The organism is Sphingorhabdus sp. EL138 (genome assembly GCF_900258045.1).
Classification (GTDB): Bacteria; Pseudomonadota; Alphaproteobacteria; order Sphingomonadales; family Sphingomonadaceae; genus Parasphingorhabdus.
Map to the genome: position 1 here is coordinate 405,466 of NZ_OGVD01000001.1, position 26,161 is coordinate 431,626.

The 26,161-nt window shown below is 50.3% G+C and carries 22 protein-coding genes; 15 read left to right on the forward strand and 7 right to left on the reverse strand.

Annotated features, from left to right (window positions below; all coding sequences use genetic code 11):
- The first annotated feature begins 12 nt into the window (after positions 1-12).
- The 10 genes from gmd to DK507_RS02025 all read left to right on the forward strand — a co-directional run bounded on the left by gmd (position 13) and on the right by DK507_RS02025 (position 13,743).
- Entirely contained in the window at positions 13-1,047 is a 1,035-nt protein-coding gene (gene gmd, locus DK507_RS01980; protein ID WP_109354419.1) for a GDP-mannose 4,6-dehydratase, read from the forward strand.
- Entirely contained in the window at positions 1,047-1,934 is an 888-nt protein-coding gene (locus DK507_RS01985) for a GDP-mannose 4,6-dehydratase (protein WP_109354420.1), read from the forward strand. Before gmd ends, DK507_RS01985 begins: the two co-directional genes overlap by 1 nt.
- 74 nt (positions 1,935-2,008) lie before the next feature.
- A complete protein-coding gene (locus DK507_RS01990) occupies positions 2,009-2,992 on the forward strand; it encodes a glycosyltransferase (RefSeq protein ID WP_216822314.1) in 984 nt (327 codons plus the stop codon).
- 115 nt (positions 2,993-3,107) lie between these two features.
- Positions 3,108-3,872 (forward strand): FkbM family methyltransferase, encoded by a 765-nt coding sequence (locus DK507_RS01995; RefSeq protein WP_109354423.1) that lies wholly within the window; start codon positions 3,108-3,110, stop codon positions 3,870-3,872.
- Positions 3,873-3,923: 51 nt separating this feature from the next.
- Positions 3,924-5,159, forward strand: coding sequence for a lipopolysaccharide biosynthesis protein (locus DK507_RS02000; protein WP_109354424.1), 1,236 nt, complete (start codon positions 3,924-3,926; stop codon positions 5,157-5,159).
- A gap of 5 nt (positions 5,160-5,164) precedes the next feature.
- Positions 5,165-6,463 carry an O-antigen ligase gene (locus DK507_RS02005; RefSeq protein ID WP_162558846.1) on the forward strand — a complete coding sequence of 433 codons (1,299 nt, stop codon included), beginning with the start codon at positions 5,165-5,167 and terminating at the stop codon, positions 6,461-6,463.
- Positions 6,464-6,467: 4 nt separating this feature from the next.
- Positions 6,468-8,384, forward strand: a complete 1,917-nt coding sequence (gene asnB / locus DK507_RS02010; protein ID WP_109354426.1) for an asparagine synthase (glutamine-hydrolyzing) — start codon at positions 6,468-6,470, stop codon at positions 8,382-8,384.
- Between the two features lie 171 nt (positions 8,385-8,555).
- A complete protein-coding gene (locus DK507_RS02015; protein ID WP_109354427.1) occupies positions 8,556-10,691 on the forward strand; it encodes a bi-domain-containing oxidoreductase in 2,136 nt (711 codons plus the stop codon).
- Positions 10,688-12,523 (forward strand): heparinase II/III family protein, encoded by a 1,836-nt coding sequence (locus DK507_RS02020; RefSeq protein ID WP_216822315.1) that lies wholly within the window; start codon positions 10,688-10,690, stop codon positions 12,521-12,523. The genes DK507_RS02015 and DK507_RS02020 overlap by 4 nt, the downstream gene beginning before the upstream one ends.
- Positions 12,523-13,743 carry a glycosyltransferase family 4 protein gene (locus tag DK507_RS02025; RefSeq protein ID WP_109354428.1) on the forward strand — a complete coding sequence of 407 codons (1,221 nt, stop codon included), beginning with the start codon at positions 12,523-12,525 and terminating at the stop codon, positions 13,741-13,743. Before DK507_RS02020 ends, DK507_RS02025 begins: the two co-directional genes overlap by 1 nt.
- Positions 13,744-13,763: 20 nt before the next feature.
- On the opposite strand, the gene DK507_RS02030 is transcribed toward DK507_RS02025, so the two are convergent.
- Both DK507_RS02030 and DK507_RS02035 read right to left on the reverse strand, forming a co-directional pair.
- Positions 13,764-14,888, reverse strand: coding sequence for a M14-type cytosolic carboxypeptidase (locus tag DK507_RS02030; protein WP_109354429.1), 1,125 nt, complete (start codon positions 14,886-14,888; stop codon positions 13,764-13,766).
- A complete protein-coding gene (locus DK507_RS02035) occupies positions 14,885-15,487 on the reverse strand; it encodes a DUF4136 domain-containing protein (RefSeq protein WP_109354431.1) in 603 nt (200 codons plus the stop codon). The genes DK507_RS02030 and DK507_RS02035 overlap by 4 nt, the downstream gene beginning before the upstream one ends.
- Positions 15,488-15,636: 149 nt before the next feature.
- Here DK507_RS02035 and galE point away from each other — a divergent pair, with 149 nt between their 5' ends.
- The 3 genes from galE (at position 15,637) to DK507_RS02050 (ending at position 17,508) form a co-directional block, all read left to right on the forward strand.
- Positions 15,637-16,641 (forward strand): UDP-glucose 4-epimerase GalE, encoded by a 1,005-nt coding sequence (gene galE, locus DK507_RS02040; protein WP_109354432.1) that lies wholly within the window; start codon positions 15,637-15,639, stop codon positions 16,639-16,641.
- A gap of 105 nt (positions 16,642-16,746) precedes the next feature.
- Positions 16,747-16,872: a type B 50S ribosomal protein L36 gene (gene ykgO, locus DK507_RS02045; protein ID WP_007165381.1), complete on the forward strand. Its 126-nt coding sequence runs from the start codon at positions 16,747-16,749 to the stop codon at positions 16,870-16,872.
- An 18-nt stretch (positions 16,873-16,890) separates the two neighbouring features.
- Positions 16,891-17,508, forward strand: a complete 618-nt coding sequence (locus DK507_RS02050; RefSeq protein WP_109354433.1) for an HAD family phosphatase — start codon at positions 16,891-16,893, stop codon at positions 17,506-17,508.
- 13 nt (positions 17,509-17,521) lie between these two features.
- Here DK507_RS02050 and DK507_RS02055 read toward each other — a convergent pair whose 3' ends face one another.
- Both DK507_RS02055 and DK507_RS02060 read right to left on the reverse strand, forming a co-directional pair.
- The gene (locus DK507_RS02055; protein ID WP_109354437.1) at positions 17,522-17,908 is read right to left on the reverse strand and encodes a MerR family transcriptional regulator; all 387 of its coding nucleotides are present in this window, start codon (positions 17,906-17,908) and stop codon (positions 17,522-17,524) included.
- A 20-nt stretch (positions 17,909-17,928) separates the two neighbouring features.
- Positions 17,929-18,228 (reverse strand): integration host factor subunit alpha, encoded by a 300-nt coding sequence (locus tag DK507_RS02060; protein WP_109354439.1) that lies wholly within the window; start codon positions 18,226-18,228, stop codon positions 17,929-17,931.
- A gap of 124 nt (positions 18,229-18,352) precedes the next feature.
- Here DK507_RS02060 and DK507_RS02065 point away from each other — a divergent pair, with 124 nt between their 5' ends.
- Complete coding sequence (locus DK507_RS02065; protein ID WP_109354440.1) at positions 18,353-19,162, forward strand: thioesterase family protein; 810 nt, start codon at positions 18,353-18,355, stop codon at positions 19,160-19,162.
- Positions 19,163-19,184: 22 nt separating this feature from the next.
- On the opposite strand, the gene DK507_RS02070 is transcribed toward DK507_RS02065, so the two are convergent.
- Genes DK507_RS02070 through DK507_RS02080 form a run of 3 tightly spaced genes read right to left on the reverse strand, consistent with a single transcriptional unit; the run spans position 19,185 to position 25,344 of the window.
- Complete coding sequence (locus DK507_RS02070; RefSeq protein ID WP_109354441.1) at positions 19,185-22,430, reverse strand: efflux RND transporter permease subunit; 3,246 nt, start codon at positions 22,428-22,430, stop codon at positions 19,185-19,187.
- A complete protein-coding gene (locus DK507_RS02075; protein WP_109354442.1) occupies positions 22,427-23,845 on the reverse strand; it encodes an efflux RND transporter periplasmic adaptor subunit in 1,419 nt (472 codons plus the stop codon). Before DK507_RS02075 ends, DK507_RS02070 begins: the two co-directional genes overlap by 4 nt.
- Complete coding sequence (locus DK507_RS02080) at positions 23,845-25,344, reverse strand: efflux transporter outer membrane subunit (RefSeq protein WP_301950661.1); 1,500 nt, start codon at positions 25,342-25,344, stop codon at positions 23,845-23,847. Before DK507_RS02080 ends, DK507_RS02075 begins: the two co-directional genes overlap by 1 nt.
- Before the next feature lie 135 nt (positions 25,345-25,479).
- Here DK507_RS02080 and DK507_RS02085 point away from each other — a divergent pair, with 135 nt between their 5' ends.
- Positions 25,480-26,121 carry a TetR/AcrR family transcriptional regulator gene (locus tag DK507_RS02085; protein ID WP_162558847.1) on the forward strand — a complete coding sequence of 214 codons (642 nt, stop codon included), beginning with the start codon at positions 25,480-25,482 and terminating at the stop codon, positions 26,119-26,121.
- Positions 26,122-26,161 lie beyond the last annotated feature (40 nt).

Consider the following 26,161-nt stretch of genomic DNA (forward strand, 5'->3'; position numbering starts at 1 on the left):
AAGGATAATATGATGAAAGTTGCGATCATAACCGGCATCACCGGCCAGGACGGCGCATATCTGGCGAAATTCCTGCTTGGTAATGGTTACAAAGTGATCGGGACATATAGAAGAACAAGCTCGGTCAATTTCTGGCGACTGGATTATTTGAACATCACGCATCGTGATAATATGGAACTGGTTGAATATGATCTCACCGATTCCGGGTCTGCCATTCGCCTGATTGACAAATATCGACCTGACGAAATCTATAACCTTGCGGCACAAAGTTTTGTTGGCGTATCTTTTGACCAACCAGTTACAACCGCACAGATAACCGGTATCGGCCCTGTGAATCTACTTGAAGCAATCAGAGTGATCGATCACAAGATACGGTTCTACCAGGCTTCCACCTCAGAAATGTTTGGATTGGTTCAACAAGTACCTCAAACCGAAAAAACTGCATTCTATCCCAGAAGTCCTTATGGCGCAGCAAAGCTATACGCGCATAGTATGGTCGTGAACTACCGTGAAGCCTATGATATTTTTGCATGCAGCGGAATATTGTTCAATCATGAGTCCCCGCTTCGTGGGAAAGAATTTGTAACAAGGAAAATTACGGACGGGGTCGCAAGAATCAAACTAGGCAAGCAAGACCGCCTGGAGCTGGGTAACATTGATGCCAAACGTGATTGGGGATATGCAGACGATTATGTGCAAGGGATGCATGCCATGCTTCAACATGATGTGGCAGATACTTTTGTCCTTGCTACTAACCGTACGCTTTCGGTGCGGGACTTTGTTACAATGAGCTTTGCTGCCGCGAATATTGATTTGGATTGGCAGGGAACAGGCGTTGATGAGTTTGCTCTGGATCGTTCAACAGGTGTGAAACGCGTCTCGATAAACCCTGATTTTTACAGGCCAAGTGAAGTTGATCTTTTGATTGGTGATGCATCTAAAGCTGATAAATTGCTGAATTGGCGACCAACAACCGATCTTGAGAAGCTTTGTCTTCTGATGGTTGAAGCAGATATGAAAAGGGTTGGCGCGGAGAAGATTAACTGATGCGTGTTCTGATCACTGGGGCATCTGGCTTCACGGGGCTCCATTTGACGCAATATCTGCGGCAACTCGGCCACGATGTGATCCCCATTGGTCAAGAACGAGACAGCGAACTTCATAACTATCGCCAGGTTGATCTTCTGGATAACGATCGCCTTCTAAAGACCATAACAGAAACTTTACCGACACATGTGGTTCATTTGGCTGCGAAATCTCACGTTGTCGGAGAACCGCTCGATTTCTATCATATTAACCTAAGGGGTACCGAAAATTTACTCGCAGCGTTGGGCAAGTCGGACATAAACCTCAAGAAAGTTGTGATCGCTAGCAGCGCCAATGTTTACGGAAATGCCGATAGTAAGTATATTGCTGAAACCCAAGCTTATCAGCCGATGAACCACTATGGGATGAGTAAGGTTACCGTCGAACTGGCTGCCCTTCATTGGTTTACAAAGCTTCCTATCGTCATCGCTCGACCGTTTAACTACACCGGCCCCGGTCAATCAGAAAATTTTGTCTTCCAGAAAATTGTAAAAGCCTTCAAGCGCCGCGACACTGCATTGAAACTTGGACGTACCGATGTTTTCCGCGATCTATCAGATGTGCGCTTTGTCGTTTCTGCTTATAAGGCGTTGCTCGACCAGGGAGTAAATGGCGAGATCTATAATATTTGTTCCGGACAAGCCGTCTCAATCGAGCAGACCATTCAGATCGTAGCTGAGATATCTGGGCACATGATCGACATTCAAACGGATGAGCGGCTAGTACGAGACAACGAAATAACTTATCTTTGCGGCGACCCATCCAAGCTTCGCGCACTCGCCCCCAACTTGGATCATTTTGATTTAGTTGAAATCTTTCGGAATATGTATAACGCGGCTTCGGACTGACAGAAATAGTAAGTTGAAAATTAGTGCGGATATGTTTTTTTGCTAATCTCTCCCAGCATGAAAATTGGCGTGAGATGTTCGATAAAATTGAATTTTATCGTGTAGATATCATGCTTCTCCGAGAAATGGGCCATGAAGTCATATTGGCTGGTTCTCCTGCAATGATCGATAAAACAGCCGACCTCTATTATTGTTGGTGGTGGGGGCATGCACCTTATGTTTTACCGAGGGCTTGGTTGAGGAAAAAGCCAGTCGTTGTAACTGGGGCATTCGATTACGCGACATGCAGAGAAGAATTGCCTGGCACCTGCTATTTGGATAGGCCAGCTTGGCAAAAGCTGATCCTTGCCGGGATGTTGCGCGCTGCAAACGCCAATCTTTTTATATCGCAATATGAATATACTGAAGTCACTTCCAATTTGAAGGTTCGGAGACCTTCGTTAGTGCCCCTTGCTATTGATATGGAAAAATATACCCCATCATCAAATGCAGCTAAAGGCGATTATTTTTTTGCTGTTGCACTTTCGACCCGCGAGAATGCAATTAGAAAAGGTTTACCTCAAACCATTCGAGCCTTTGCTCAAGTAGCAAAAGATTATCCTGAAGCATGCTTGAAGATCGCCGGCAAAACCTCTGAATATACTAAAAGCCTAAAAGCATTGGCTCGAGAACTGGGTGTCGAACGAAAAGTCGAGTTTTTGGGTATGGTGTCCGAGGAAGACAAGATTAGGCATTATAGACATTGTGTTGCCTATATTCAGCCCTCGCTATATGAGGGCTTCGGGCTAGCGATAGCAGAAGCGGTTGCGAGCGGCGCGCGCATCATCACCTCTAACAGGGGTGCTGTCCCCGAGGTAGCAGGCCCAGATGGTATAATCGTTGACCCAAATGATATTGAAGCTATCGCAGCCGGAATGGCGGCTGTGATCGAAGCACCGACTGATGTGAAAGAGGATGTTTTGCGGCATAACTGGATAAAAGATAGGTATTCATATAACAGGCGACGAAACGCCTTGGAGGAAGTCATTAATAATGCTGCAGCTATAAAATCGCGCTAATATGCCGATCCAGTTAATTTGACCAGCTACCGCTATATTTACAAGAAATCAGCGCTTTTTTGAGGTTGCGCTATTCAAAAAACTTCTCACGCGACGATAGAGGTATCCAGTAACTATGAATAACCAGGCTGTTTTGGGTCAATTTCTTCGACCTGTAGGTAAATTTGATCTTGTCAGACTGGGTAGCGATGGCGACGGCGGGTATTTGGTGGTTAAGCAGGACGTCGAAAATGCCGACATCCTGATATCGCTTGGGATATGCGATGATTGGTCATTTGAGGATGCTTTTTTGAAAGTGAACAATGTTCCATTGGAGGCATTCGATGGCAGTATAAGCCTGTATGACCTGTTTAAAATGTTGATCAAATCATCACTACAGTTCTTCAAACTGAAAAGGCTGTTCCATTCTATTTTTGCCTTAAGTACCTACAACTTGTTTTTTTCAGGATCAAAACGCCATCACAAATATTTTGTAGGGTATGACAAGAAGCCAAACTTCGTCTCCCTGAAGTCGATTTTCGACAAGCATGTCGTTGCAGATCAACGGGCTTTCCTGAAAATCGATATTGAGGGTTGGGAATATCGGATTTTAGATGATTTGATTGCTGTCGCTGACAGGCTCTCCGGTCTGGTAATCGAGTTTCACGACGTTGACCTACATATTGACACCATAAAGCGCTTTGTAGACAAGCTACCCTTGGGGGTCGCACATGTGCATTGCAATAACTTTGCGGATGTTAATCCCGGTCAAACTCCCCTCGTCATTGAAGTTACATTCTCCGATCCAAATGGCAGCTCAGAGGGTGATTTGAGTTTCCCGCACGAATTGGATGCCCCTAACAACGTGACCAAGGCTGACTATCAAATTGCTTTTAAGTAGAGTTCTGACAACAGGCCACTCCGAGATCCGGTTGTGCTAGGGGCCAGTTTTTTGCGCAACCTGAAGAGCCGTTTCGAGTCCGGTGGCTTCTTACCTCTATTTGTTTTGATGATCGCCGTTCAAGGAACGGTATTGGTCAGCCAAAGTCTATCAACACTTATTCTGAACCCTTCGGAAATTGGTTCCATTCGTACGTTTGAAAGTGTTGTCTCTGTACTTGTTATCGTTGCGGGCTTTGGAGCACCCACTCTTGCGATGCGCGACACAGCAGCTGCCAATATTGAGCATCGGGGAGAGGCCATTCGCAATCTTCTCATTTTACCGATAATAGGGATTGCGATTGTTGCAATCCTTTTGCTTGCGACGCTGCTTCTCGACTTTGACTTCGTGCAGCCTTTGAAAGAACTGGCCGCCTTTGCTCTATTTTTGATCTTAAGCATCAATATTACACGACTCGTCTCTGCCATCAGTCAGGGCCTGATGATAGTTCCAAGGATTTACATAGTGGTGTTCATTGGATCGCTACTTGCGATTGCTGCTCATCTTGTGGGAGCTGGTCAGAAAACACTTTTCTCTTGGATATCTGGGCGGGTGGTCGGTGAGTTGATATTGGCCGTTTCAATTTTGGCGGCTTCTATGAAATATTGGCCAAAAATCCAATGGACAAGAAGGTTCCAATTCTTGCCATTGCTTAAGACTGCAGCGCGCGCCACGCTGGTCAATTTTTCACTAATTTTTAGAATGGCTGCAGATGCCGCTCCCATCGTTTTGCTTGGCATATACAGCGCCGCAAGCGATGATATTGGAAATTTCGGTGTAGCGACATTGCTTATGACTTTTGCGACCCTACCCTTGACGATAATAACCCAAAACGGATTACCTCAACTCGTTTCAGCTGACGGAACACGGCAGCCTGAATTGATACACATCCTAAAAAGGCGCTTATTGTTGGGATCGGGACTTATCGCAGCAATAATTATTGCAGTAATTTCGCTGCTACGTTTTGCAATTGAGACGGAATATGATGATGCATTATTGGCGGCGATGATCTTAACGGCCACATTGCCTTTGAAATCGTACGTTGTTTTCAGTGGAACAATCCTATTGGCATATAATCGTTATATATTAGCTTTGATAACCAATTTTCTTGAGCTGCTACTGATCGCGCTAATCTTTTTAGTTCTCGGACAACAGGCCGATATTGAATTGGCTGTTATTGCCGTCATAGCCGGAGCTTCACTGTCTTCATTTGTGTTGTTCCTTTTTAGGCACAAAATTCGGAAGTGATGCACATGAAATCCATCATCGACAAAACCGACAAAGACATACCACTGGGTCTGAAAATCGTACTTTTCTTGGCCCCAACTTCAATATTTATTGACCCGACTAACCCTACGCTAATCTACAATATTGTTGGATTTGAAGACACAACGTTAGGAATACCCTTAACCCTGATTTCGATACTAATCACGCTGCCGACCATCATTCAAAACATGACTAAAAACTCTTTTAGATTTTTAGCAATTGTGATGGCGATTATATTTATAAGCTTTTTCAACGCCATTTTTAATGGCGTCACTGAACCGCTGGCCATGGGCGTCGTCTGGAGTCTCCCATTCTTATGGCTGTCATACTATTTCGCGATTGAGTTAAACCCCATATCTCCGAAAGTATTGCGACCGATTGCTTTTGGTACGATAGCAAATGGCCTCTATTTATTTGCTGCTGGCGTTGGTGAATTCTTGATCTATGGATCGCTCCAGCAGGATGGCAGGATTTCAAGCAATTTGGTACTCCCAGGACACTACCAAATGTATGTCTATATTCCCACCATGATTTGCTTCAGCTTTATTTTATTGATATCGATAACCAGATCCCGGATAATAAATTTTATCCGCTTTGAAACATTGATATTTATAGGCATTGGTTTTTCATGCTTAGCTTTTATGGCTTCGAGAGAAGCTATATTGGCGTTTTTGTTATCTTTAGTTATGATTTTTGTTATAAATAGTAGAGCAAGGCTATTGGTATTATGCATATCATTTCCTGCCGTTATCATATTATTTCTATCCAATTTGACATATCTGACTGATCAGGCGGCGGGCAGTACATACACATCAATAAGCAAATTTTCTCAATTCACTGAATCAGGGCAGTCTTATGGTGGTAGAGATCTTGCAGTAACTCAATATTATGAGTTTTTCGCAAATCAACCACTATTTGGCACAGGTATGCGGTCACCACTCAACAACTATTTGGGACTCTATACAGACTTCCCTAGTGCCCATAATTATTATGTCGATACGCTTGCATGGGGAGGTTTGGCTCTCTTTATACCTATAGCATATGTAGTAATTTTGTTCTTATACAGAGCCTGCGCAGGTTACATTATGGTTCTAGGAAAGGGGGGAGAGTATATATTGGTCAGAGCATTTTTTACGATCACAATCGTATGCCTGCTGTTTAGCAACAACATCAACGTCCCTCTGAGACAGCCCTTACTGGCTTCATTTATCGCTCTTGTGCTGTATTCAACCTTCGTATGCTATGATCAACTGATCTCCGACAAAAAATCATCGACGGGAAGCTGACAATATGTGCGGAATTTTTGGCAGCCTTGGTGCGTTTGATGGTGCAGCAAAGGATCCACTTTCAATAATTCGTCGCAGGGGGCCGGACAGTTCAGGCGAATGGTGCGACAAAGAGAATAATGTTTTTCTTGGCCATCGCCGCCTATCAATATTGGATTTATCGCCCGCCGGGAACCAACCGATGGTCTCTGAAGACGGCCGATATATCATGGTCTACAATGGTGAAATTTACAATTATCAGGAACTGCGCCTTGAGTTGGAAGCTGCAGGCCGGAGCTTCCTGGGTCATTCGGATTCGGAGGTATTGCTAAAATTATTCGAGCAGCAAGGAACTGCGGCATTCGAAAAATTAAACGGCATTTTTGCAGTTGCTTTTTGGGATCGGGATCAGCGAGTATTGACTTTGGCTCGCGATGCGGTCGGTGTTAAGCCTCTATACTATTCTGAAGTGTCTGATGGCGTTGCCTTCGCAAGTGAAATGAAGGTTTTGATACGAGGAGGTTTTGTAAACCCGTCCATCAATCCAAGGGCGGTGCTTCATCATCTTTCATATCTCTATTCTCCCGGCCGCGAGACCATCGTAAATGAAGTGCAAAAACTATTACCCGGTGAATATGTCCAGTACAAAGATGGTCAGAAGGTAAATCAAGCGATCTTCTTTGATCCGATTGCACCTCCCGGCACAAAGCAAGAAATTTCGGTAGAGAAAGCAGTTGTAAGTGTTCGAGATGCCTTGGAGACTGCCATTGGCCGACAGTTGATTTCAGATGTTCCTTTAGGTGCTTTCTTATCTGGTGGCTTGGATTCTTCCTCGATTGCGGCGTTCGCAAGCCGTATCCATAACGGACCCGGAAAGCTTGAGTGCTTTTCCATCGATATTTCCGAACAAATTGGAGCGGAGGGATTAGTCGATGATTTGCGTTATGCACGCAGCGTAGCAAAGCACCTAGACGTAAACCTGAATGTCATAAAAGCTGAAGGGAATATGATAGATCGATTGGGAGAGATGATTTACTTTCTCGATGAGCCGACAGCCGATTTTGCTGCACTCAACACCCTGTATATTGCCGAATTGGCTCGATCCAAGGGCATTAAAGTGCTTCTATCAGGATCAGGTGGCGATGACATATTTACTGGTTATCGGCGCCATTTTGCTTTGATGCAGGAGAGATACTGGTCCTGGTTACCAAAAACAGGCCGATCCATTTTGAGCAGCGCAGCCAAGACCTTACCATCATCTCCACCCATATCTCGCCGGGTGGGAAAAGCATTTCAATATGCGGACCTGAACGTTGACGAGAGGTTGGCCAGCTACTTTTTATGGTTGGATCCTGCAGAGGCTTTGGGCTTGCTGTCGCCAGAATTGCGGGCCGGATTATCGGATGATGATGTGTCTGCACCTATGCTGAAGTCTCTTGAAGGTTTGCCCAGTGGCCATTCTCCGCTGGAGCGGATGTTATATTTGGAAGGCAAGCATTTTTTGGCAGACCATAATCTTAATTATGCAGATAAAATGGGCATGGCCGCAAGTGTCGAAATCCGGGTTCCACTGCTTGATAGAGATTTGATAAATACCGTTTTGTCGCTACCGGATGACTTCAAACAACGCGGTGGAACCGGAAAGTGGATATTTAAGAAAGCTATGGAAGGAATTCTGCCCGACGATATTATCTACAGGAAGAAAACCGGATTTGGTGTGCCCTTGCGCGAATGGCTAAAAGGACCGTTGAAGAGTCAAGTAGCCTCGCTGCTGAGTGACGAAAACATAAAACGGCAAGGATTGTTCGACCCTGTGGCCGTTCAACAACTTATTGCTGCCAATGATGCCGGGAAAGTGGATGCTTCTTACACCATATTTGCTGTGCTTTGCTTACAGATATGGTGTGACCAGTTTATTGATGGCAATTTTGCGATAGACTGATCCGATGCTTTTCGGAGCAAAGCCCTGAAGAACCCTGCCATACAGAGAACACCTCGACTTCAGCCATTCCATTCACTTGTTGCCCGAAACCGGCGGTGTGTTTAGGGGAATAGCAATCCGGCAAGATGACGACCTAGATGCCATCAAATAGCAGTAACTTATTAGGACACCATGAAACAGATTGTTCAATACTTTAGTACCGGTGAAACACAAATTGTCGATGCTCCGGATCCGGCGGTTGGGCCAAATGACGTTCTGATTCGAACCTCTACATCTCTGATTTCCGCTGGCACGGAACGAATGTTGGTCGATTTTGGCAAGGCATCCCTGCTACAAAAGGCACGAAAGCAACCAGAACGGGTTGCCGACGTTCTAAACAAAGTCAAAACGGATGGACTAATGACGACTGTCGATGCGGTCAGATCGAAGCTCGGTCAACCTATTCCGCTTGGCTATTCCAATGTTGGGGTCGTCATAGATGTCGGCTCCAGAGTGACTCAATTCGCAGTGGGAGACAGGGTCGTTTCGAATGGCCCTCATGCGGACGTGGTTCGTGTTTCTCAAACTTTGTGCGCTCCCATCCCCAGCAATGTGAGTAATGATACCGCTGCTTTTGTAGTCATTGGTAGTATTGGATTGCAGGGAATCAGGCTCGCCCAACCGACATTGGGCGAAGCGATAGTTGTGACCGGCGCAGGTCTTGTCGGATTGCTGACAATTCAACTCTTGATTGCGCAAGGGTGTCGTGTGCTGGCCATTGATTTCGATCAGAACAAGTTGGAGATTGCCAAAGGATATGGTGCCGAAATATGTAATCCGTCCAATGGCGAAGACCCAATCGGTGCGGGTATGGCATTCAGTCGTGGCCGCGGAGTTGATGCCGTAATCATCACTGCATCAACTGAATCAACGGACCCTGTGACTCAAGCAGCGCAAATGAGCCGAAAACGAGGTCGGATTGTTTTAGTTGGAGTGACCGGCCTCAATCTCAATCGGTCAGACTTCTATGAAAAAGAGCTCTCTTTTCAGGTTTCTTGTTCGTATGGTCCCGGGCGATACGACCCTGAATATGAAGAAAAAGGCAATGATTATCCAGCGGCCTTCGTCAGATGGACAGAGGGGCGCAATTTTGAAGCGATACTGGATATGATGGAGCGGAGAGCAGTCAGCACTGATGAGCTAATCTCATCAAGGTTCTCTTTTGAAAACGCGGTCAATGCCTATGATCGGCTTACTAGCGACAAATCCAGTCTTGGTATGCTGCTTGATTATCCGCCAACTGCTGAGGATCGCGTTTGCAGAACAATTCCGCTCAAACAAACAGATGAATATTCATCCGGAGCAGCGGTCGTTGGTTTCATTGGCGCAGGCAATTACGCATCTAGGATTTTGATACCTGCATTCCAGAAAGCGGGCGCGAAACTTGATACAATCGTAAGCTCGGGCGGATTGAGCGGATCTATAAGCGGCACCAAAGCAGGTTTCGCCAAAGCCTCCAGCGACGTCGATGAAATGTTGACCAATGACGCCATTAATGTCGTTGCGATCGCGACACGTCACGATAGTCACGCCGATCTGACCGTTAAAGCGCTGAATGCAGGCAAACACGTGTTTGTAGAGAAACCTCTGGGACTGACACGAACAGAAGTATCGGCAGTGGAAGAAGCTTATGCCCAAAATCATAGCAATGGCGGCAATAATCATCTGATGGTCGGTTATAATCGGCGCTTTGCACCACAGATATTGAAGATGAAATCGTTGTTGGAGCAAGTTAACGAACCCAAGTCATTTTTGATGGTCATGAATGCGGGCGCCATCCCAGCAGAGCATTGGACCCAGGATCCAGACGTGGGTGGGGGACGAATAATCGGTGAAGCATGTCATTTTATTGATCTTATGCGGTTTTTGGCGGACTCTCCTATTGTTTCATCACAAGGTCGGACTATGGGCAAAAATCACGCAATGGGTGTGACAACGGACAAAGCTTCGATTACACTAGGCTTTGAAGATGGATCATTCGGGACGATTATGTATCTCGCAAATGGAGCCGCAAGTTTCCCCAAAGAGCGAATAGAGGTATTTGCCGCCGGTCGTACACTTCAATTGGATAATTTTCGGAGTCTCAAGGCTTTCGGGTGGCCTGGCTTCTCAAAAATGAACTTGGCACGCCAAAATAAAGGGCAAGAACACTGCCCGAAAGCGTTTCTGGCAGCTATCGCAAACGGCAGCTCTGCCATTCCTGCCGAGCAGATATTCGAAGTCGCCAGAGTCACCGTTGACGTTGCAAATTCACTTCGCGATCAGTGACAGATATTGCAACCAAACTGGGTACATATTGGGCGTTAGGTGTTGAAAACCTGTTGCGCGTCGCGCGCTACCGCTATGGCCTTAAAACCGGTTTCCACCCGGTTCAATCGTTAAAGCCGGTAAAGATAGACGGCAAATTCTTTGACCCAACCGAGTCTCCGCCGGTCGGCGAGAACCCCCCGGACAATTGGAAAGAAAACGGTCACTTATTTGGCCATATCCCTATAGACATAGCAGATACGCCTCCCAATTGGCTGACCAATCTTCTGACAGGTGCATCGCTGCAACAACCTCTCCGGCCGTGGTGGGAAATCGCGGATTTTGATGTATCGGTTGGAGACATAAAAACTATATGGGAATTGTCCCGCTGGCATTGGCTTCTACCGATGGCTCAACGTGCCCGAAACGGCGATTTGCATAGTTTGAAGCGCATGAATATTTGGCTTTCGGATTGGAACAGGAACAATCCTCAGTATCTGGGGCCCAACTGGAAGTGTGGTCAGGAAGCCTCCATCAGACTAATTCATCTGGCTACGGCAGCTATGATCATGGATTCTCATCTCACGCCATGCAATGCGATCTATGCTACTGCAGAGGCGCATGTACAGCGCATTGCGCCTACCCTATCATATGCAGCGGCACAGGATAACAATCATGGCACATCAGAAGCGGTCGCGATGTTCATTGGTGCAAGCTGGTTGCTCAACAAGGAACCCAACAGTCAATATACTAAATGGCTGAAAACTGGCCGCAAACGCATTGAAGAGCGGGTAAACCGATTGATTGGTCCGGACGGGAGTTTCAGCCAGTATTCCGTCAATTATCACCGCATGATGCTGGACTGTCTATCGATTGCGGAGGTTTGGCGCCGCAAGTTCGATCTTCCTCGCTTTTCGGAGAATTTCTATTCCCATGCTGCCGCGGCTACTGCTTGGCTGGCACAGATGATGAATCTGCGGAACGGAGACGCGCCGAATATTGGCGCAAATGATGGAGCGCAACTCATCCCATTTGCAGATACGCAGTATCGAGACTACCGGCCGGCCGTACAATTGGCCTCCGCTCTGTTTTTGGAACGAGCGCTACCCGGCGAGGGCGCGTATAACAGCGCATCAAAATGGCTTGATATTTCACAACCCGAGCAGCTTCTTGAACGTTCAGATCATATGGTATTTGACGATGGTGGCTATGCTGTCCTCAGAAAAGAAGATGCAAAAGCGGTCATCCGCTACCCCCGCTTTAATTTCCGGCCCAGTCAAAACGACGCCTTGCATGTAGATTTGTGGATAAAAGGGCAAAATATTCTCAGAGATGGAGGGACTTACAGTTATAACGACGGTGAAGAATGGATTGGTTATTTTGGAGGCGGCAAAGCTCACAATACAATCCTTTTCGATTGCGAAGAAGCTATGCCGAGAATCAGCAGATTTCTCCTGGCAAAATGGTTGCGAACCAAAGAACGAAACTTAATATTGGACAAAAATAACGACATTCTGGGGTTTGAGGCATCGTATCTTGACTACAAGAAGCGATATCATGATCGGAAAATTACGCTAAGCAATTATAGGATGGAGGTCGTCGACACCATCAAGGGTTTCTCAAAACATGCAAGTTTGCGGTGGCGATTTGCTCCCGATGATTGGAGATTGGAAGGAGAAAATTTGATTGGCCGCCACGGGAAAATGCAAATAAACGCAAATGTAGAACTCTCGACGATCGCACTCGAGACGGGCTATGAATCGCGGCATTATATGGAAAAGACCGAACTTCCAGTATTGCACGTACAAGTACAATCTCCCGCAGTCATAACCAGCATATTTGAGTGGAATTGATGCATATTCTATATTTTCATCAGCATTTTTCCACGGCGAAGGGTGCCGTTGGAATCAGGTCTTACCATATGGCCCGGCGCTTGATAGCGGAAGGCCATCAAGTCACCATGGTCTGTGGCAGCTATGCAAATGGTGATACCGGCCTAACTGGCCCATTTGAAAAGGGTCGACGCCGTGGGTATGTCGATGAAATAGATGTCATCGAATGTGAGCTCTCCTACTCAAACAACGATGGCTTCCTTAAGCGAACCTGGATTTTCGTGAAGTTCATGCTCGCCGCAATAATGATCGTTCTACGCGAAAAATATGACCGTATTTTTGCTACATCCACGCCGCTGACTGTTGGCGTCCCGGGCATTGTGGGAAGGTGGCTCAGGCGCAAACCTTTTATTTTCGAAGTTCGTGACCTCTGGCCTGAGTTACCGCGTGATATGGGAGTCATTCGCAACCCGATCATTTTGTTAGCGCTGTCCTGTCTTGAATGGCTTTCTTACAGGAGTGCGGATCGACTTATTGCGCTATCGCCAGGCATCGCAGCAGGAATCAGGCGTCGGGGGGTTGCTGAATCCAAAATAACGATGATCTCAAATGGTTGTGACATCGATCTGTTTCACCCTGGCACTGCGGCCTATCGTCCAAGTCCATTGACGCAACATGATTTTGTGGCAATTTTCGCCGGGACACATGGGCGTGCGAATGGTCTGGGTTCAGTCGTACGGGCTGCCGAAATACTTCAAGAGCGAGGCAACAATAAGATCAAATTTCTTTTGGTCGGTAGCGGAATGGAAAAGCCTGAACTTGTCTCAGCTGCGACTGAGAAAGAACTCAACAACATATTTTTCATTGACCCAGTGCCGAAGGCAGAACTAGCCAAGCTGCTAGCTGGAGCAGATATCGGACTTCAAATCCTAGCCAACATCCCCGCATTCTACTTTGGCACGTCGCCTAACAAGTTTTTCGACTATATTGCAGCGGGCTTGCCAGTACTCAACAATTATCCAGGATGGGTAGCAGAATTGATAGAACAAAATTTATGTGGCATCGTTGTACCGCCCGATGATCCAATCGCGTTTGCAGATGCACTTGAAAAAGCGGAAGCTGACCGAAAATCAATGAGCAATATGGGTGCAAGGGCACATCAATTGGCGCTAAATGATTTTTCAAGAGATTTGTTAGCTAAGCGCTGGGTTGAGTGGGTTTGCGACGAGTCAGGAATTTAGACCGTTTTCGTCAAAACACTCTAAATCTCGTCTATCAACTCCGCCAACGTCGCCAAGCACTCACGAGCTAGCAATTTACAACGCTCCGGTGACCAGCCCTGTTCTTCATCCGGTAAATCACGATTATCCTTGAATGGCATTTCCAGTGTCATCGCTATGGCTCCGAAACGCTCGGCGACCTGATTTGTAGACATGGAGAGATTGGCCTTGCCCTTTGCGGCAGTCGGGTAGCCCAGCTCGGTCTGGAAATCGGGTGTTCGGGCGGCGAGCCGGTCGCGATAGGCGTTATATTTGCGCCCCATTTCATCGGTCCAGCTCGGTATGCCCTCAAATCCGGCAATAAACACCGCCGGTATCGCCTCGTCGCCGTGAGCGTCTATTGCAAAGTCAACGCCGCTTTCATCCATCGCGTTTCGAACGCACAGCACTTCCGGACTTTTTTCCGCCGTGGGTTCATGCCACTCCCGGTTGAGGTTCGTTCCGGCGTAATTGGTTCGTAGATGCCCTCTGAATGAACCATCCGGGTTCATATTCGGGACGACGTGAAACTGGCATTTCTGGAGCAACGCCCGGGCATGCGGGTCGGCAGGATCGGTCAGCATTTCCAGCACGCCTTCCATCCACCACTCGGCCATGCTCTCACCGGGATGTTGCCGGGCATAGAGCCAGACCTGTTTGTCGCCTTCGCCCATTGTGAGACAATCAATAGGTCGCCCTTCCAGTGAAAAGCCCAAGGTTCGGCATGTAACGCCCTCTACTGAGGCGACTTCGGAAACCAGATCATGATGGCGGTCCATACTGTAAGGTGCAAAATAGGCGAACCAGATGATATTGCTGGTTGCGGTATAACTTATGGAAAGCGTGCCCTTGTCTTCGTCATAGCTGCTGTCCGCCCGTCCCCAATATTCTCGGTCTTCACTGACACAGGCATTATAGCCAGGCCAGCCTTGGGGATAGGCAGAATCTTTCAGCCCATTGATATTGAGTTCCAGCGTATCGCCAATTTCGCAGGTGACGCGAAAATGGAACCATTGGAAGAAATCGCTATCCTTGTCCTTGCGGATCGATAGCTCGGCTTTGGTGCCGGAAATGTCATGGACGACGATGTTTCCGCTATCAAAAGCGGCGGTGATTTGAATGCTCATGGCACCCTGATAGTGGTTCCTGACTCTCCGGGGAAGTCCCTGAATAACGCTTCAGCCAATTTGGATGCTGCCAGACCGGGCTGTGATGCAGGAGAACCATCTTTGGCTTCTACCGAAGAGCGGCCTTCCCAGACTGTTTGTCCATCAGCGCGGCGGGTAATGCGGACCGATAATTCGGTTGCAATCCTGTCTTTGGGCTTGCCGCTCAAGTTGATGCCAATACCCAGACCAACGCCCGATCCATAGCTTCCGGTGCTGCCGCCCACGCCAACCGATACGGGAGACCGGCCGCCATCCGCCGACAACCGGCTTTGTTCGACCGAAACTCTGGCGACATATTCGCCATTGGCAGCATCAGAGCCCGGATCAGAAAACCCGACGCGCTGCAATTCCCTGCGCACAGCGGCTTCATAAGTGCCCTGTTCCAACACCCGGCCATCGCTCACTTCGGAGTTTGAGACGATTGCTACCGTTCCAGGGACTATCTGCGCATCCTGTGCATTATGAAAACGGGTGACGTTCACCGGCGGTGTGGATGCTACACAGGCGGTCATTGCCAGTGACAACATTGCGATCCCGAAAAGCTTTTTGCGTGCCATATTCTGCTACTCCCGACCAACTGTGCGCTATCTTAGCCTAAATTCCGATACTCGCGCGTAAATAATTGCATCCGCATGGCTCTATGGTTAACCGGATAACGACTTTTCCCGGATATCACGCCTCTTTTATGGGTTTTTGAGGAGACAATATGCCAGAGCGCTTCACTATTTTGGTCACAGGCGGCGCGGGTTATATTGGTAGCCATGCTGTTTTAGCGCTAAAAGACGCCGGCTGGCCGGTTGCGGTCATCGATAATCTCACTACCGGTTTTCGCTGGGCTGTGCCGGATGATGTGACCTTCTATGAAGGGGATATCGAAGATACCGCTCTGGTTCTCAAGATCATGGAAGACGAAAATATCGGCGCGATCATGCATTTTGCAGGTTCCATCATTGTGCCGGAATCTGTTGAAAATCCGCTCAAATATTATCACAATAACAGCGCCAAAAGCCGCAGCCTGATTGATGCGGCCGTTACTGGCGGGGTAAAGCATTTCATTTTTTCATCCACCGCGGCCACCTATGGCATTCCCGAAGAAAGCCCGGTGAGCGAACAAACACCCCAGCTACCGATCAATCCCTATGGCATGTCCAAGCTTATGACCGAGCATATGCTGCGCGATGTGTCAGCGGCGCATGATCTGAATTTCTGTGCGCTGCGCTATTTCAACGTTGCTGGTGCAGATCCCGAGGCGCGAACAGGTCAATCTACGGCGGGCGCAACCCATCTGATCAAGGTCGCGGTGGAAGCGGCTTTGGGCAAGCGCGACAGCGTTGCGGTATTCGGTACTGACTATGACACACCCGATGGCACCGGCGTGCGTGATTACATCCATGTTTCCGATCTCGCCGCCGCCCATGTGCTGGCACTTGAGGCACTGATCGCTGATCCTGAACAGAATCACCTGCTCAATTGTGGTTATGGCCGGGGTTTCTCGGTGCTCGAAGTGCTCGACGCAGTCGATCGGGTCACGAATCTCAAAATTTCCCGCAAGCTGGAAGGCCGCCGCGCCGGGGATCCCGATTCGCTGATTTCAGACAATCGTGCGATCATGAAAAGCTTCCCGTGGCAGCCGCAATATGCGGATTTGGATAAAATTGTGACCCATGCACTGGCCTGGGAACGCAAATTGGGTGAAATACGCGGAGAATAAGCCGCCTATATGCTTGACTTTGCTGGGCCGTAACCCTAACTGCACCGTCTGCATGCAGCTTTGGCTGTTTTCAAGAAATTCAGAATATTAAGGCGTGGTACCAAAATGAAGATCCGCAACTCTTTGAAGTCGCTCAAAAACCGTCATCGGGACTGCCGCGTGATCCGTCGTCGTGGCCGCACCTATGTGATCAACAAAACGAATCGCCGGTTCAAGGCGCGCCAAGGCTAAATTCGTCCTGTGGCAGACATGACTGCCATTTCCAAAATTGATACGGTTATCTTCGATGTCGGCAATGTCCTGTATCAATGGGATTTGCGCTGTCTGTTCGAAAAGCTGATCGACGATGCAGAAGAACTGGACTGGTTCCTGCTGAATGTCATCACGCCCGAATGGCATTTCCAACATGATGCCGGCCGGCCGCTGGCCGAGATGGTGCCTGAACGGATCTCGCAATTTCCTCAATATGAATCGCATATCAAGGCTTATGCGACACGGTTCAATGAAACTATTCCAGGGCCTGTAGCCGGCTCATTGCAACTGGTGAAGCAACTGGTCTCTAATGGCGTCCCGATATTCGGGATCACTAATTTCGGCTCGGAATTTTGGCGAGGCTTCCGTCCAACGGCCAAAATTTTTGATTCCTTTTCGGATATTATTGTGTCCGGCGACGAAAAGTTGGTGAAGCCCGATACCGCAATCTACGAGCTGGCGCTCGACCGCTTCGATGTTACTGCTGATCAATGCCTGTTTATCGATGACCGTCCGGAAAATGTGGCAGGCAGTGAAAAACTGGGCATGAGGGGCCATTATTTTCGGGATGCGAGGACACTGGAACAGGAGCTGAAAGCGCTGAAACTGCTGTAACGCCGCCTGTCAGCTATGCCTCGCTCAATGCACTCGACAGCCGGTCACGAATGGTTTTCAACTCTTTCAACATCATACCATTGTCGCCGTTGACACCTGCCGCCATCTCATTCGTAGACGCAACACGAGCACTGGCAACCGCTTGAGCCGCAGGCTTGCTCTTCCGTGATGTCAGAAATTTGCGTGCGCCTTTTATTGTATAGCCTTCTTCGTTGAGTAGGCGGTTGATCGTCTTGACCATCTCGACATCTTCGGGCCGGTAATGGCGACGAGAGCCAGCCCGTTTCAGCGGCTGGAGCATGCCAAATTGTTCTTCCCAATAGCGCAATATATGGGGCTTGATATTCAGCTCTTTCGAAAGCTCTCCAATGGTCCGGAATGCGTCACTGTCCTTGGTCATACTATACTCGACCTTTCAGACTACCCGGCCGCGATTATGCGGTCGCGCATCGTTTGGCTGGCGCGGAACGTCAGTACCCGGCGCGGAGCAATTGGCACTTCGACACCGGTTTTCGGATTACGTCCTGTGCGTTCGCCCTTGTCCCGCAGGACAAAGGTTCCAAAACCGGAAATTTTGACATTTTCGCCATCAATCAAGGCGTTGATCATATGATCCAGAATTGATTCCACCATAACGGCGCTATCCGCTCTGGACAGCCCGACTTGGCGATTCATGGTATCAGAAAGATCGGCACGGGTAAGAGTGCTGCTGTAGCTCATATGAAATATCTCCTAGTAAGAGATTGAAAATCCTACCCTTCCTATAGGGCAAGTTAAGAAATATGTAAATCTCGGCATCAATCTATTAGTGGATTTCGTTCATTTCCCGCGATAAGCCGCTCTGATGACAGATCAGATGACCGAAAAAACCGTCAAAACGGTTACCCTCGCTACACTTTTGGAACAATGCGGACCGGGCGGTGACGCCAATCCCGTCACTCTGCCCCAGGGCTGGACCCAGGGCCGGACCGCTTTTGGCGGCCTTTCAACAGCGCTGGCTTATCATGCTGCGAGCCATATCGAAGAGGGGCTACCCGGACTGCGCTCTGCGCAAATTGCCTTTACCGGTCCGCTATTTGGCGCACTAACCGCGCAGACGAAGATGCTCAGGCGGGGCCGCAATACCGCATTTGTCCAGTCTGAGCTGTTCGGTGAAAAAGGACTCGGCCTGCACTGCAATTTCATCTTCGCCAGTCAGAGAGACACTGAAATCAAAAGCCATGATATGACGCATCCTGACTTTCCGCCCCTTCCCAAAGAAGAGGAATTGCACAGCGGACCGGAGCAATTTTTCACCTCAAAAATGGAGTTTGTCGGTAAGCGGATCGATACCAGTATCAAGACCAACCGTCTGACCCGCTGGATGCGGCTCAAAGACCGTGAAGGTCTTGATCCGATCGCGGAGATATTGTGCATGGGGGATAGCTTGCCGCCGTCGATCATGGGGCTGCTAGACAAAAACGCAATGGTCAGCTCGATGAACTGGCAGGTCAATATTATCGCTGACCACCCCACGACAACTGACGGCTGGTGGTTGATTGATTCCCAAACCCATCACGCCGATCACGGCGCGAGCAGCCAGTTTATGAGCATCTGGAACAGCGAACAGCAATTGATGGCGACTGGAATGCAAAGCGTAGCCTATTACGCCTGAACATTATGGCCGAATGATTGGATCAACTCTCCGTCAGAGGCTGCCGCCGTTGAGCCACAAACTCCTGAATCCGACGTTTGCCACGATGTTCGAGCAAGGCCAAAGCCGGGATCAGCAGTTGCAGGATGAAGGCGCCGAACAATACGCCAAAGCCAAGGCTGGCCGACATTGGAATCAGGAACTGCGCCTGCAGACTGGTCTCGAACGTGATCGGCGCAACACCCAGAAAGGTTGTCAGCGACGTTAGCATGATTGGCCGGAAACGGGATTTCGCGCCGTTTATGATGGCCTCTTCAATCGACATGCCGTTGCGCAGGTTTTCGTTGATAAAATCGATCATCACCAGCGACCCGTTTACGATCACGCCTGACAGGGCAATAATGCCGAATATACTGAGTACCACCAGTTGTAGGCCCAGCAAGATATGCCCGATTAGTGCCCCAATAATGCCAAAGGGGATAACCGCCATGATGATCAGCGGCTGCACATAAGAACGGAACGGGATAGCGAGCAGGGCGTAGATTGCCAGCAGCGCGAAAGCAAAGGCTTTACCAAGATCGCCAAACGACTCGGCCTGTTCTTCCTGCTCTCCACCCAGGGTATAGAGGAGTTGCGGATAATCCGCCTGCAGCTGCGGCATGATATCATTGTTCAGGGCATCCGCGATTTCCTGTCCTGTTACCACATCTTCGTCGATATCGGCCGTTATGGTTGTTACCCTTCGGCCATCTGTCCGGCGAATAATTGACGGCGCTTCACCAAAAGACACCTCGGCCAGCGTGGCCAAGGCCACTTCACCGCCGGGAACCCGGACCCGGAATCGCTCTACATCGCTGATTGAATTGCGTTCTTCTTCGGGCAGGCGGATATAAACCCGGACATCTTCCCGGCCGCGCTGGACGCGCAGCGCCTCACTCCCGAAAAAGGCAGCGCGCACTTGCAGGGCGACATCCTGCAAGGTGACACCCAGGGTTCGCGCCGCTGGTTTCAGGCGCAGCTGTATTTCCTGCAAACCTTCATCCTGATCAGTCTCTATATCAAAGACGCCGGAAAAGCGGGCCAGTTCTTCCATCAACTGTACGGAGGCCGCATCCACGATCGCCGGATCAGGGTCGGATAGCTGGACGTTAACCGGCGCGCCGACCGAAATCAGTTCCGATGCAAAGACAAGCGAGCGTGCTTCAACTATCGGTCCAACCGTATCTCGCCAGGCGCTCTCAAACGCCTTGGCATCCAGTTCGCGTTGATCGCCCGGCACAAAACTGAACTGCACGCTGGCAAGATTGGCTGCCAAATTGCCACTGGTCGGTTCCGGCCCGCCGTCCCGGGCCGCTTGTCCGATGCTGGTGAATATACCGCGCAAGGGGGAAGGTTCATCATCATCCTGCTCCGCTTCAAATTCAGCATAGGCCTTGCGGCCGCCTTCCTCGATCAGTCTGGCAATTCTCTCAGTCTGTTCGATTGTCGCTCCGGCTGGCATTTCCAGATTGGCGGTCACTACATCTGCTTCCACCGACGGGAAAAACCCGACTTTGATGATGCCGGCAGGAATGAAAGACGCAAACAGGATCAGTGTGGCGACGGCGCCCGCCACGATGACATAGGGCATACGCAGCGAGAAATTCAGCGCCCGGTCCAGCGGTCCGTCGACAAAGGCCTGATAGTGCCGGTCGACCTTCGCCTGCACCCGTTCAAAAAACCGTGTCACGATGTTCAGATTGGGCGTGCCTGGCGCGGGCAGATGGCTGAGGTGATAAGGCAGAATTAGCAGACATTCGATCAGCGACAGCACGAGCACCGCGATCACGACCAACGGTATATCCGCAACGAGTTTCCCAATCACGCCGCCAATGGCAAAAAGCGGAGAGAAAGCGGCAACGGTTGTCAAAACCGCGAAGATCACCGGCACCGTAACCCGTCTCGCCCCGGTAATCGATGCACCCAGACCTGTACGGCCATTTTCGCGCTGTGCGTAGATATTCTCACCGACCACAATGGCGTCATCGACCACTAGCCCCAGCGCCAGAATGAAACCGAATAGCGAGAACATATTGATGCTGGAACCAGCGAGGTCGAGCAGATAGATAGCACCGATAAATGTGACGCCAATGCCAACCGCTGTCCACATTGCCAACCGGATATCCAGAAACAGCGTCAATGAAAGTAAGACGAGAAACAGGCCGATAGCCGCATTTTTGAGCAACAGGCTCAGACGGTCATTGAGCAGCTCTGAATCGTCGCTCCAGATGGCGTAAGACACACCTTCGGGCAAAGTGCCTGCGAAATCATTCTCCAGATGTTCGCGAACCGCTTTCGCGACATCAAGAACCCGTTCGTCACTGGTGCGAAACACTTCGACAAACGCAACCGGCTTGCCATTGTAGAGAGGCAGCAGGTCGGCATCTTCAAACCCGTCCTTGATCGTCGCAACCTGACCCAGTTTGATCAGCGCACCATTTTCGTTGCTGACCAGCACGATATCTTCGAAATTCTGCTGGTTGTAATTCTGTCCGATAGTGCGAACGCGCACTTCTTCTGTATCGGTATCAATCGAACCGGCCGGACTATCAAGGCTGCTCGCGGCGACGGTTCGCGAGATATCATTGAGGGACAAGCCAAAGGCCTGCAGAGTGTTTTGAGGCACTTCAACCGATATTTCATAGTCGCGGATCGAGCTGGTATCGACAAACGAAACCTCGTCCAACGCCGCGAGCGAGTCCTCCAGTTGATAGGCAACCTCCTTGAGCGCGGTTTCCGACACATCGCCAAATATCGCGATTCTTACAACGCTTTGCCGCGTTGTCAGTTCCCGAACATCTGGTTCTTCCGCCTCATCGGGGAAGGTTTGAATCTGGTCAATTTCAGCCTTCACGTCGTCCAAAGCGCGGTCGATGTCGGTGCCCAGCTCCAGTTCTACCGAAACCTGACCCGACCCTTCAAACGCACTGGCCGTGACTTTTTTTACCCCGTCGACGGCCTCCACCGCTTCTTCGATTTTCTGGACAACCGATTCTTCGACCTCATCAGGCGTGGCGCCGGGATAGACAACGCTCACCTGCACGGTGTCGAGGCTGTTTTCCGGAAAAACTTCCTGCACAATTGTTCCGAAAGACGCGATTCCGGCAATGAAGAAGAAGAACATCAACAGATTGGCCGCAACGCCATTGCGCGCCATGAACGCGACCATGCCTTTCTGTTCCATAACGGCTTTGCTGGGGACTTCGGGACCCGATGGAGGGACGCCAGATTTATCTGCCGGTTCGGTCATTGTGCTCCGTCAGCTCCGGATTTCTCAGCTACCGATTGTGTGCCTTTGGTTTTACCCTGCGTTTTTTTGCTGCCCTTGGGTTTTTCGGCGACCGGTTTCGGTTTCGCCGTATCTTGCCTATCCTCGGCAATCCGAATCTTCTGTCCGTCCGTGGCGGTTTTCAACGCCCCCAAAATCACCACCGGCTTTGCACCCAGGCCAGCCGTGCTGATTAACGCCTGTGTATCGGTGCGCTGGAATATATTCACTTTGACAATGCGCAACTTTCCGCCCCGTACCAGCCAAATCTGGTTGCCGGGGCGCAATGCCGCCAAGGGCAATACCGCATATCGATCCAGCGCCCGGCCCGTAATTTCAGCATCGACAAAGCTTCCGACAAACAAAGGCGGAGCGCCTGATGCACCCGCTGATTTCTGTCCTTGTTTCTGCGTCACTGCCGGGGCGCCGCCACGAAGCGGGTTGGGGATACGCAGGAACACATCAATCGTCCGGGTCTGCGGATTGAGCACGTTGCTGGCGCGGTCAACATAGGCCTGCCAACGGTAACGGGTTCCACCATAATCAGAATAGACCGATGCCTCGATCCGGCCGCTGCCTGACCGCCACAGTGCCGGGATCAACGCCGCTTCGCTTTCCGATAGCGGAATAACCGCTTCGAAATCCGCCGTACCGACCATAGACCCGAGCACCTGCCCAGGCGCGACATAGCTGCCCAACGCAATTTCTTCTGAGCGCACCACACCCGAAAAAGGGGCGCGTACGGTAGTGCGTCTGAGCGCGGTTTGCGCATCCGCCAGCTGTGCCTGAGCGCGACGAAGAGCTGCCCGGGCAGACTGTAATTGCGGCTCGCGGGTCGCCAGACCGTTGGTCGGCGCTGCATTGACCGTCTGCCCGTTGGTACCCTGACTTACTGTCAACTCATCCGGCGGCAGAATCCTTGCCGCATAGTCGCTGCTGTCCACACTCGCGTAAGCGCTGCTACTAGCCGCGCGCTCTTGAAAGCGGGCAATCTCTGCCTTGGCCAGCGCCACTTCTTCCCGGGCCTCCAGAACTGCTACATTTTGCGATGCGACATCGGCCTGCGCTGTCTGCACGGCGTTGCGATAGTCGGACGTATCTATGCGGAACAAGGTTGCCCCGCGCGCAACCCTTTGGCCTTCCCGAAGCCGAGGATTCACATAGACCAGTTTTCCCGCCACCTCGGCAGAAAGGGTCAATTCTTCGCGCGCACGTACCGTGCCAGCACCCTGAACCATTAGATTGCCAGAGCGAATTTCCAGAGGCTCGGCCTGGACCAGCGGGATATTCTCCTCCGGTGGTTTTTCTTCCGGACCAGAACGCACAAAAATCAGCAGCGCCGCAATCGCTATTGCTGCAAGCAGGATCAGTCCGCCAATGACGCGTTGCCGATGCACTATTTGTCTCCTTGATTTTCAGGCGCGGGAATGACGGGTTCATCCTGATCAGCAATCAAATCTGCTGGTGCCTTTGTGTCCCAACTGCCACCGAGCGCACGGTGCACAGCCAGCCGGGCCAGCGCCACATCGCGCGCCGCTGAAGAAAGGGCCGACTGCACCTGATATTGCGCACGCAAGGCATCAAGATAGTCGACATAGCTGCCCACGCCCGTCGCAAAACGCCTTGATTGCAATTCGGCTGCCGCCGTTGCTTCGTTAAGTTGAGAGAAGAGAAAGCGATAACGCTGCCGCTCTTCTTCATAGCCTTCAATTGCCGTCCCCACTTCCTGATAGGCGTTGAGGACAGTTCGGGCATAAACCGCCGCCTGCTGCGCATATTGGGCATCCGCTGCTTCGATATTCGCTCTGATCCTGCCGCCCTGAAACAGGGGTGCGGTCAGATTGGCTCCCAGATTGAGTATCCATTTATCGAAAATATCAAACAGGCCTGAAGGGTTACCGGCTTGCGTTCCTGTACCCGCCGAAAGGCTGATCGATGGGAAGCGCTCGGCCTTGCGCGCACCAAGGTTGAACCGTGCAGCTTCCAGCCGCTGGCCCTCGGCATAAATATCCGGCCGCTGGGCCAACAGGTCCATTGGCAAGCCAGCGGGAACGGAGGTGAAGATCAATTGCGGGGAAAGCTTTTGCCCCAGAAAAGCACCCATATTGTCGGAATAGCGACCCACCAGCACGGCCAACTGTCCCTCGGTCGCAGCTAACTGCCTTTCACGCTGCGGCAATCCGGCTTGAATATTGCGAAAGTCCTGCCGCACCTGATAGAGTTCGAATGACGTTGCCAGGCCGCGGCGATAGCGATCTTCGGTTTGCTGGACCCGGTCGCCCAGAACATCGATAATCTTTGTGGTGAGCGCTATCTGATCACGGGCATCAACAATATCGAAATAGCTGGTGATCGTCTCGGCCATCACAGCAAGCCGCGCGGCCTGCAAGTCGGCGGCAGCAGCAACCGCATCTGCTCGCGCGGACCGTGCATCGTCACGCAGCCTGCCCCAGAGATCAACCTCATAGGAAAAACCCAAACCGGACGTGTAGTTTTCCACCTGAAAACGTGTTCCACCACCGCCAGCTCCAAAACCGGTTCCAGCGGTTGGTGTATCAGAATAGCTGCTGCCAGCATCGGCGTTGACTTGCGGAAAAAGGCCGCTTTTTGACACACGGGCCTGCGCTTCTGCAGCCCGCAATCGGGCCGCTGCCTCAGCGAGATCGAGATTTTCTGCCAGCGCCTCATCCAGCAAAGCGTTGAGAACAGGGTCCTGGAAAGACGTCCACCATTGTGCCGGTTCGTAAGCACCACTCGCATCAGTCTTGCTAAATTGTTGCGGCACACCAGCGGCAATTTCCGGCGCCTTTGATTCGGGCGCCATGCTCACACACCCACCCGCCAGCAATGTTGCCGTGCAAGACGAGAAAAGGATTTTAGCGAATTTGCTTGTCACAATAGGGGCACCGTTAAAACGACCTGGGACCTGCCAAGTGAGTGTAAACTGCCACCGATTAAAATGAACGTCAACGTTTTATTTGTACGATTGCGTTCATTTTGGTAAGGTATGTTGTTACGAGGGGAAATAGCCGTGCCAAATACGGAAAAAATTCAGAAACATGCGCTTACCGACAGGCCGGCGAGCCAGCGAAAAATTGCTGAAATACTGGCTGCTGCGCGAGTGGAGTTTTTTGCCAACGGATTCTCGGCCGCCACAATTGAAGCGATTGCGGCACGTGCGCAGGTTTCCAAAGTCACAGTTTACAGCTGGTTTAGGGACAAGGAGAATCTGTTTGCGCAGGTCGTACGTGCCGAATCTACCAAGATGCGCGAAAATTTCGTAACGGCGAATCTGGCGGAGAAAAGCCTCTACGATATCCTTCTCCATGCCGCACGCGGGATGCTCGACTTCCTGATGCGGGAAGACAGAGTTCGGATGGAACGTATCCTGGGTGCGGAAGTGACACGCGATCCGGCGATCGGCAAAATGTTCCTGGAAAACGGCCCCCTCAGAATGGCCGAGGGTCTTAAAGCCCTCTTGCGAGCCTCTGTTGAAAAGGGCGAAATTCAAAGTGATGATTTGGAAGCATCTGCAGAAATGTTTGCCGGGTTGGTGATGGGCCGTATGGATTTGCTGCTGCGCTATGGTCATAAAATCAAGATGACCGCTGCCGATAAGGAAAAACGTGCCAGACGTGCCGTAGATGCCTGGATGCTGATCCACCAGGTCTGAACCGATCAACTACGCAATATTGCGTATCGCGCCGGGCTTT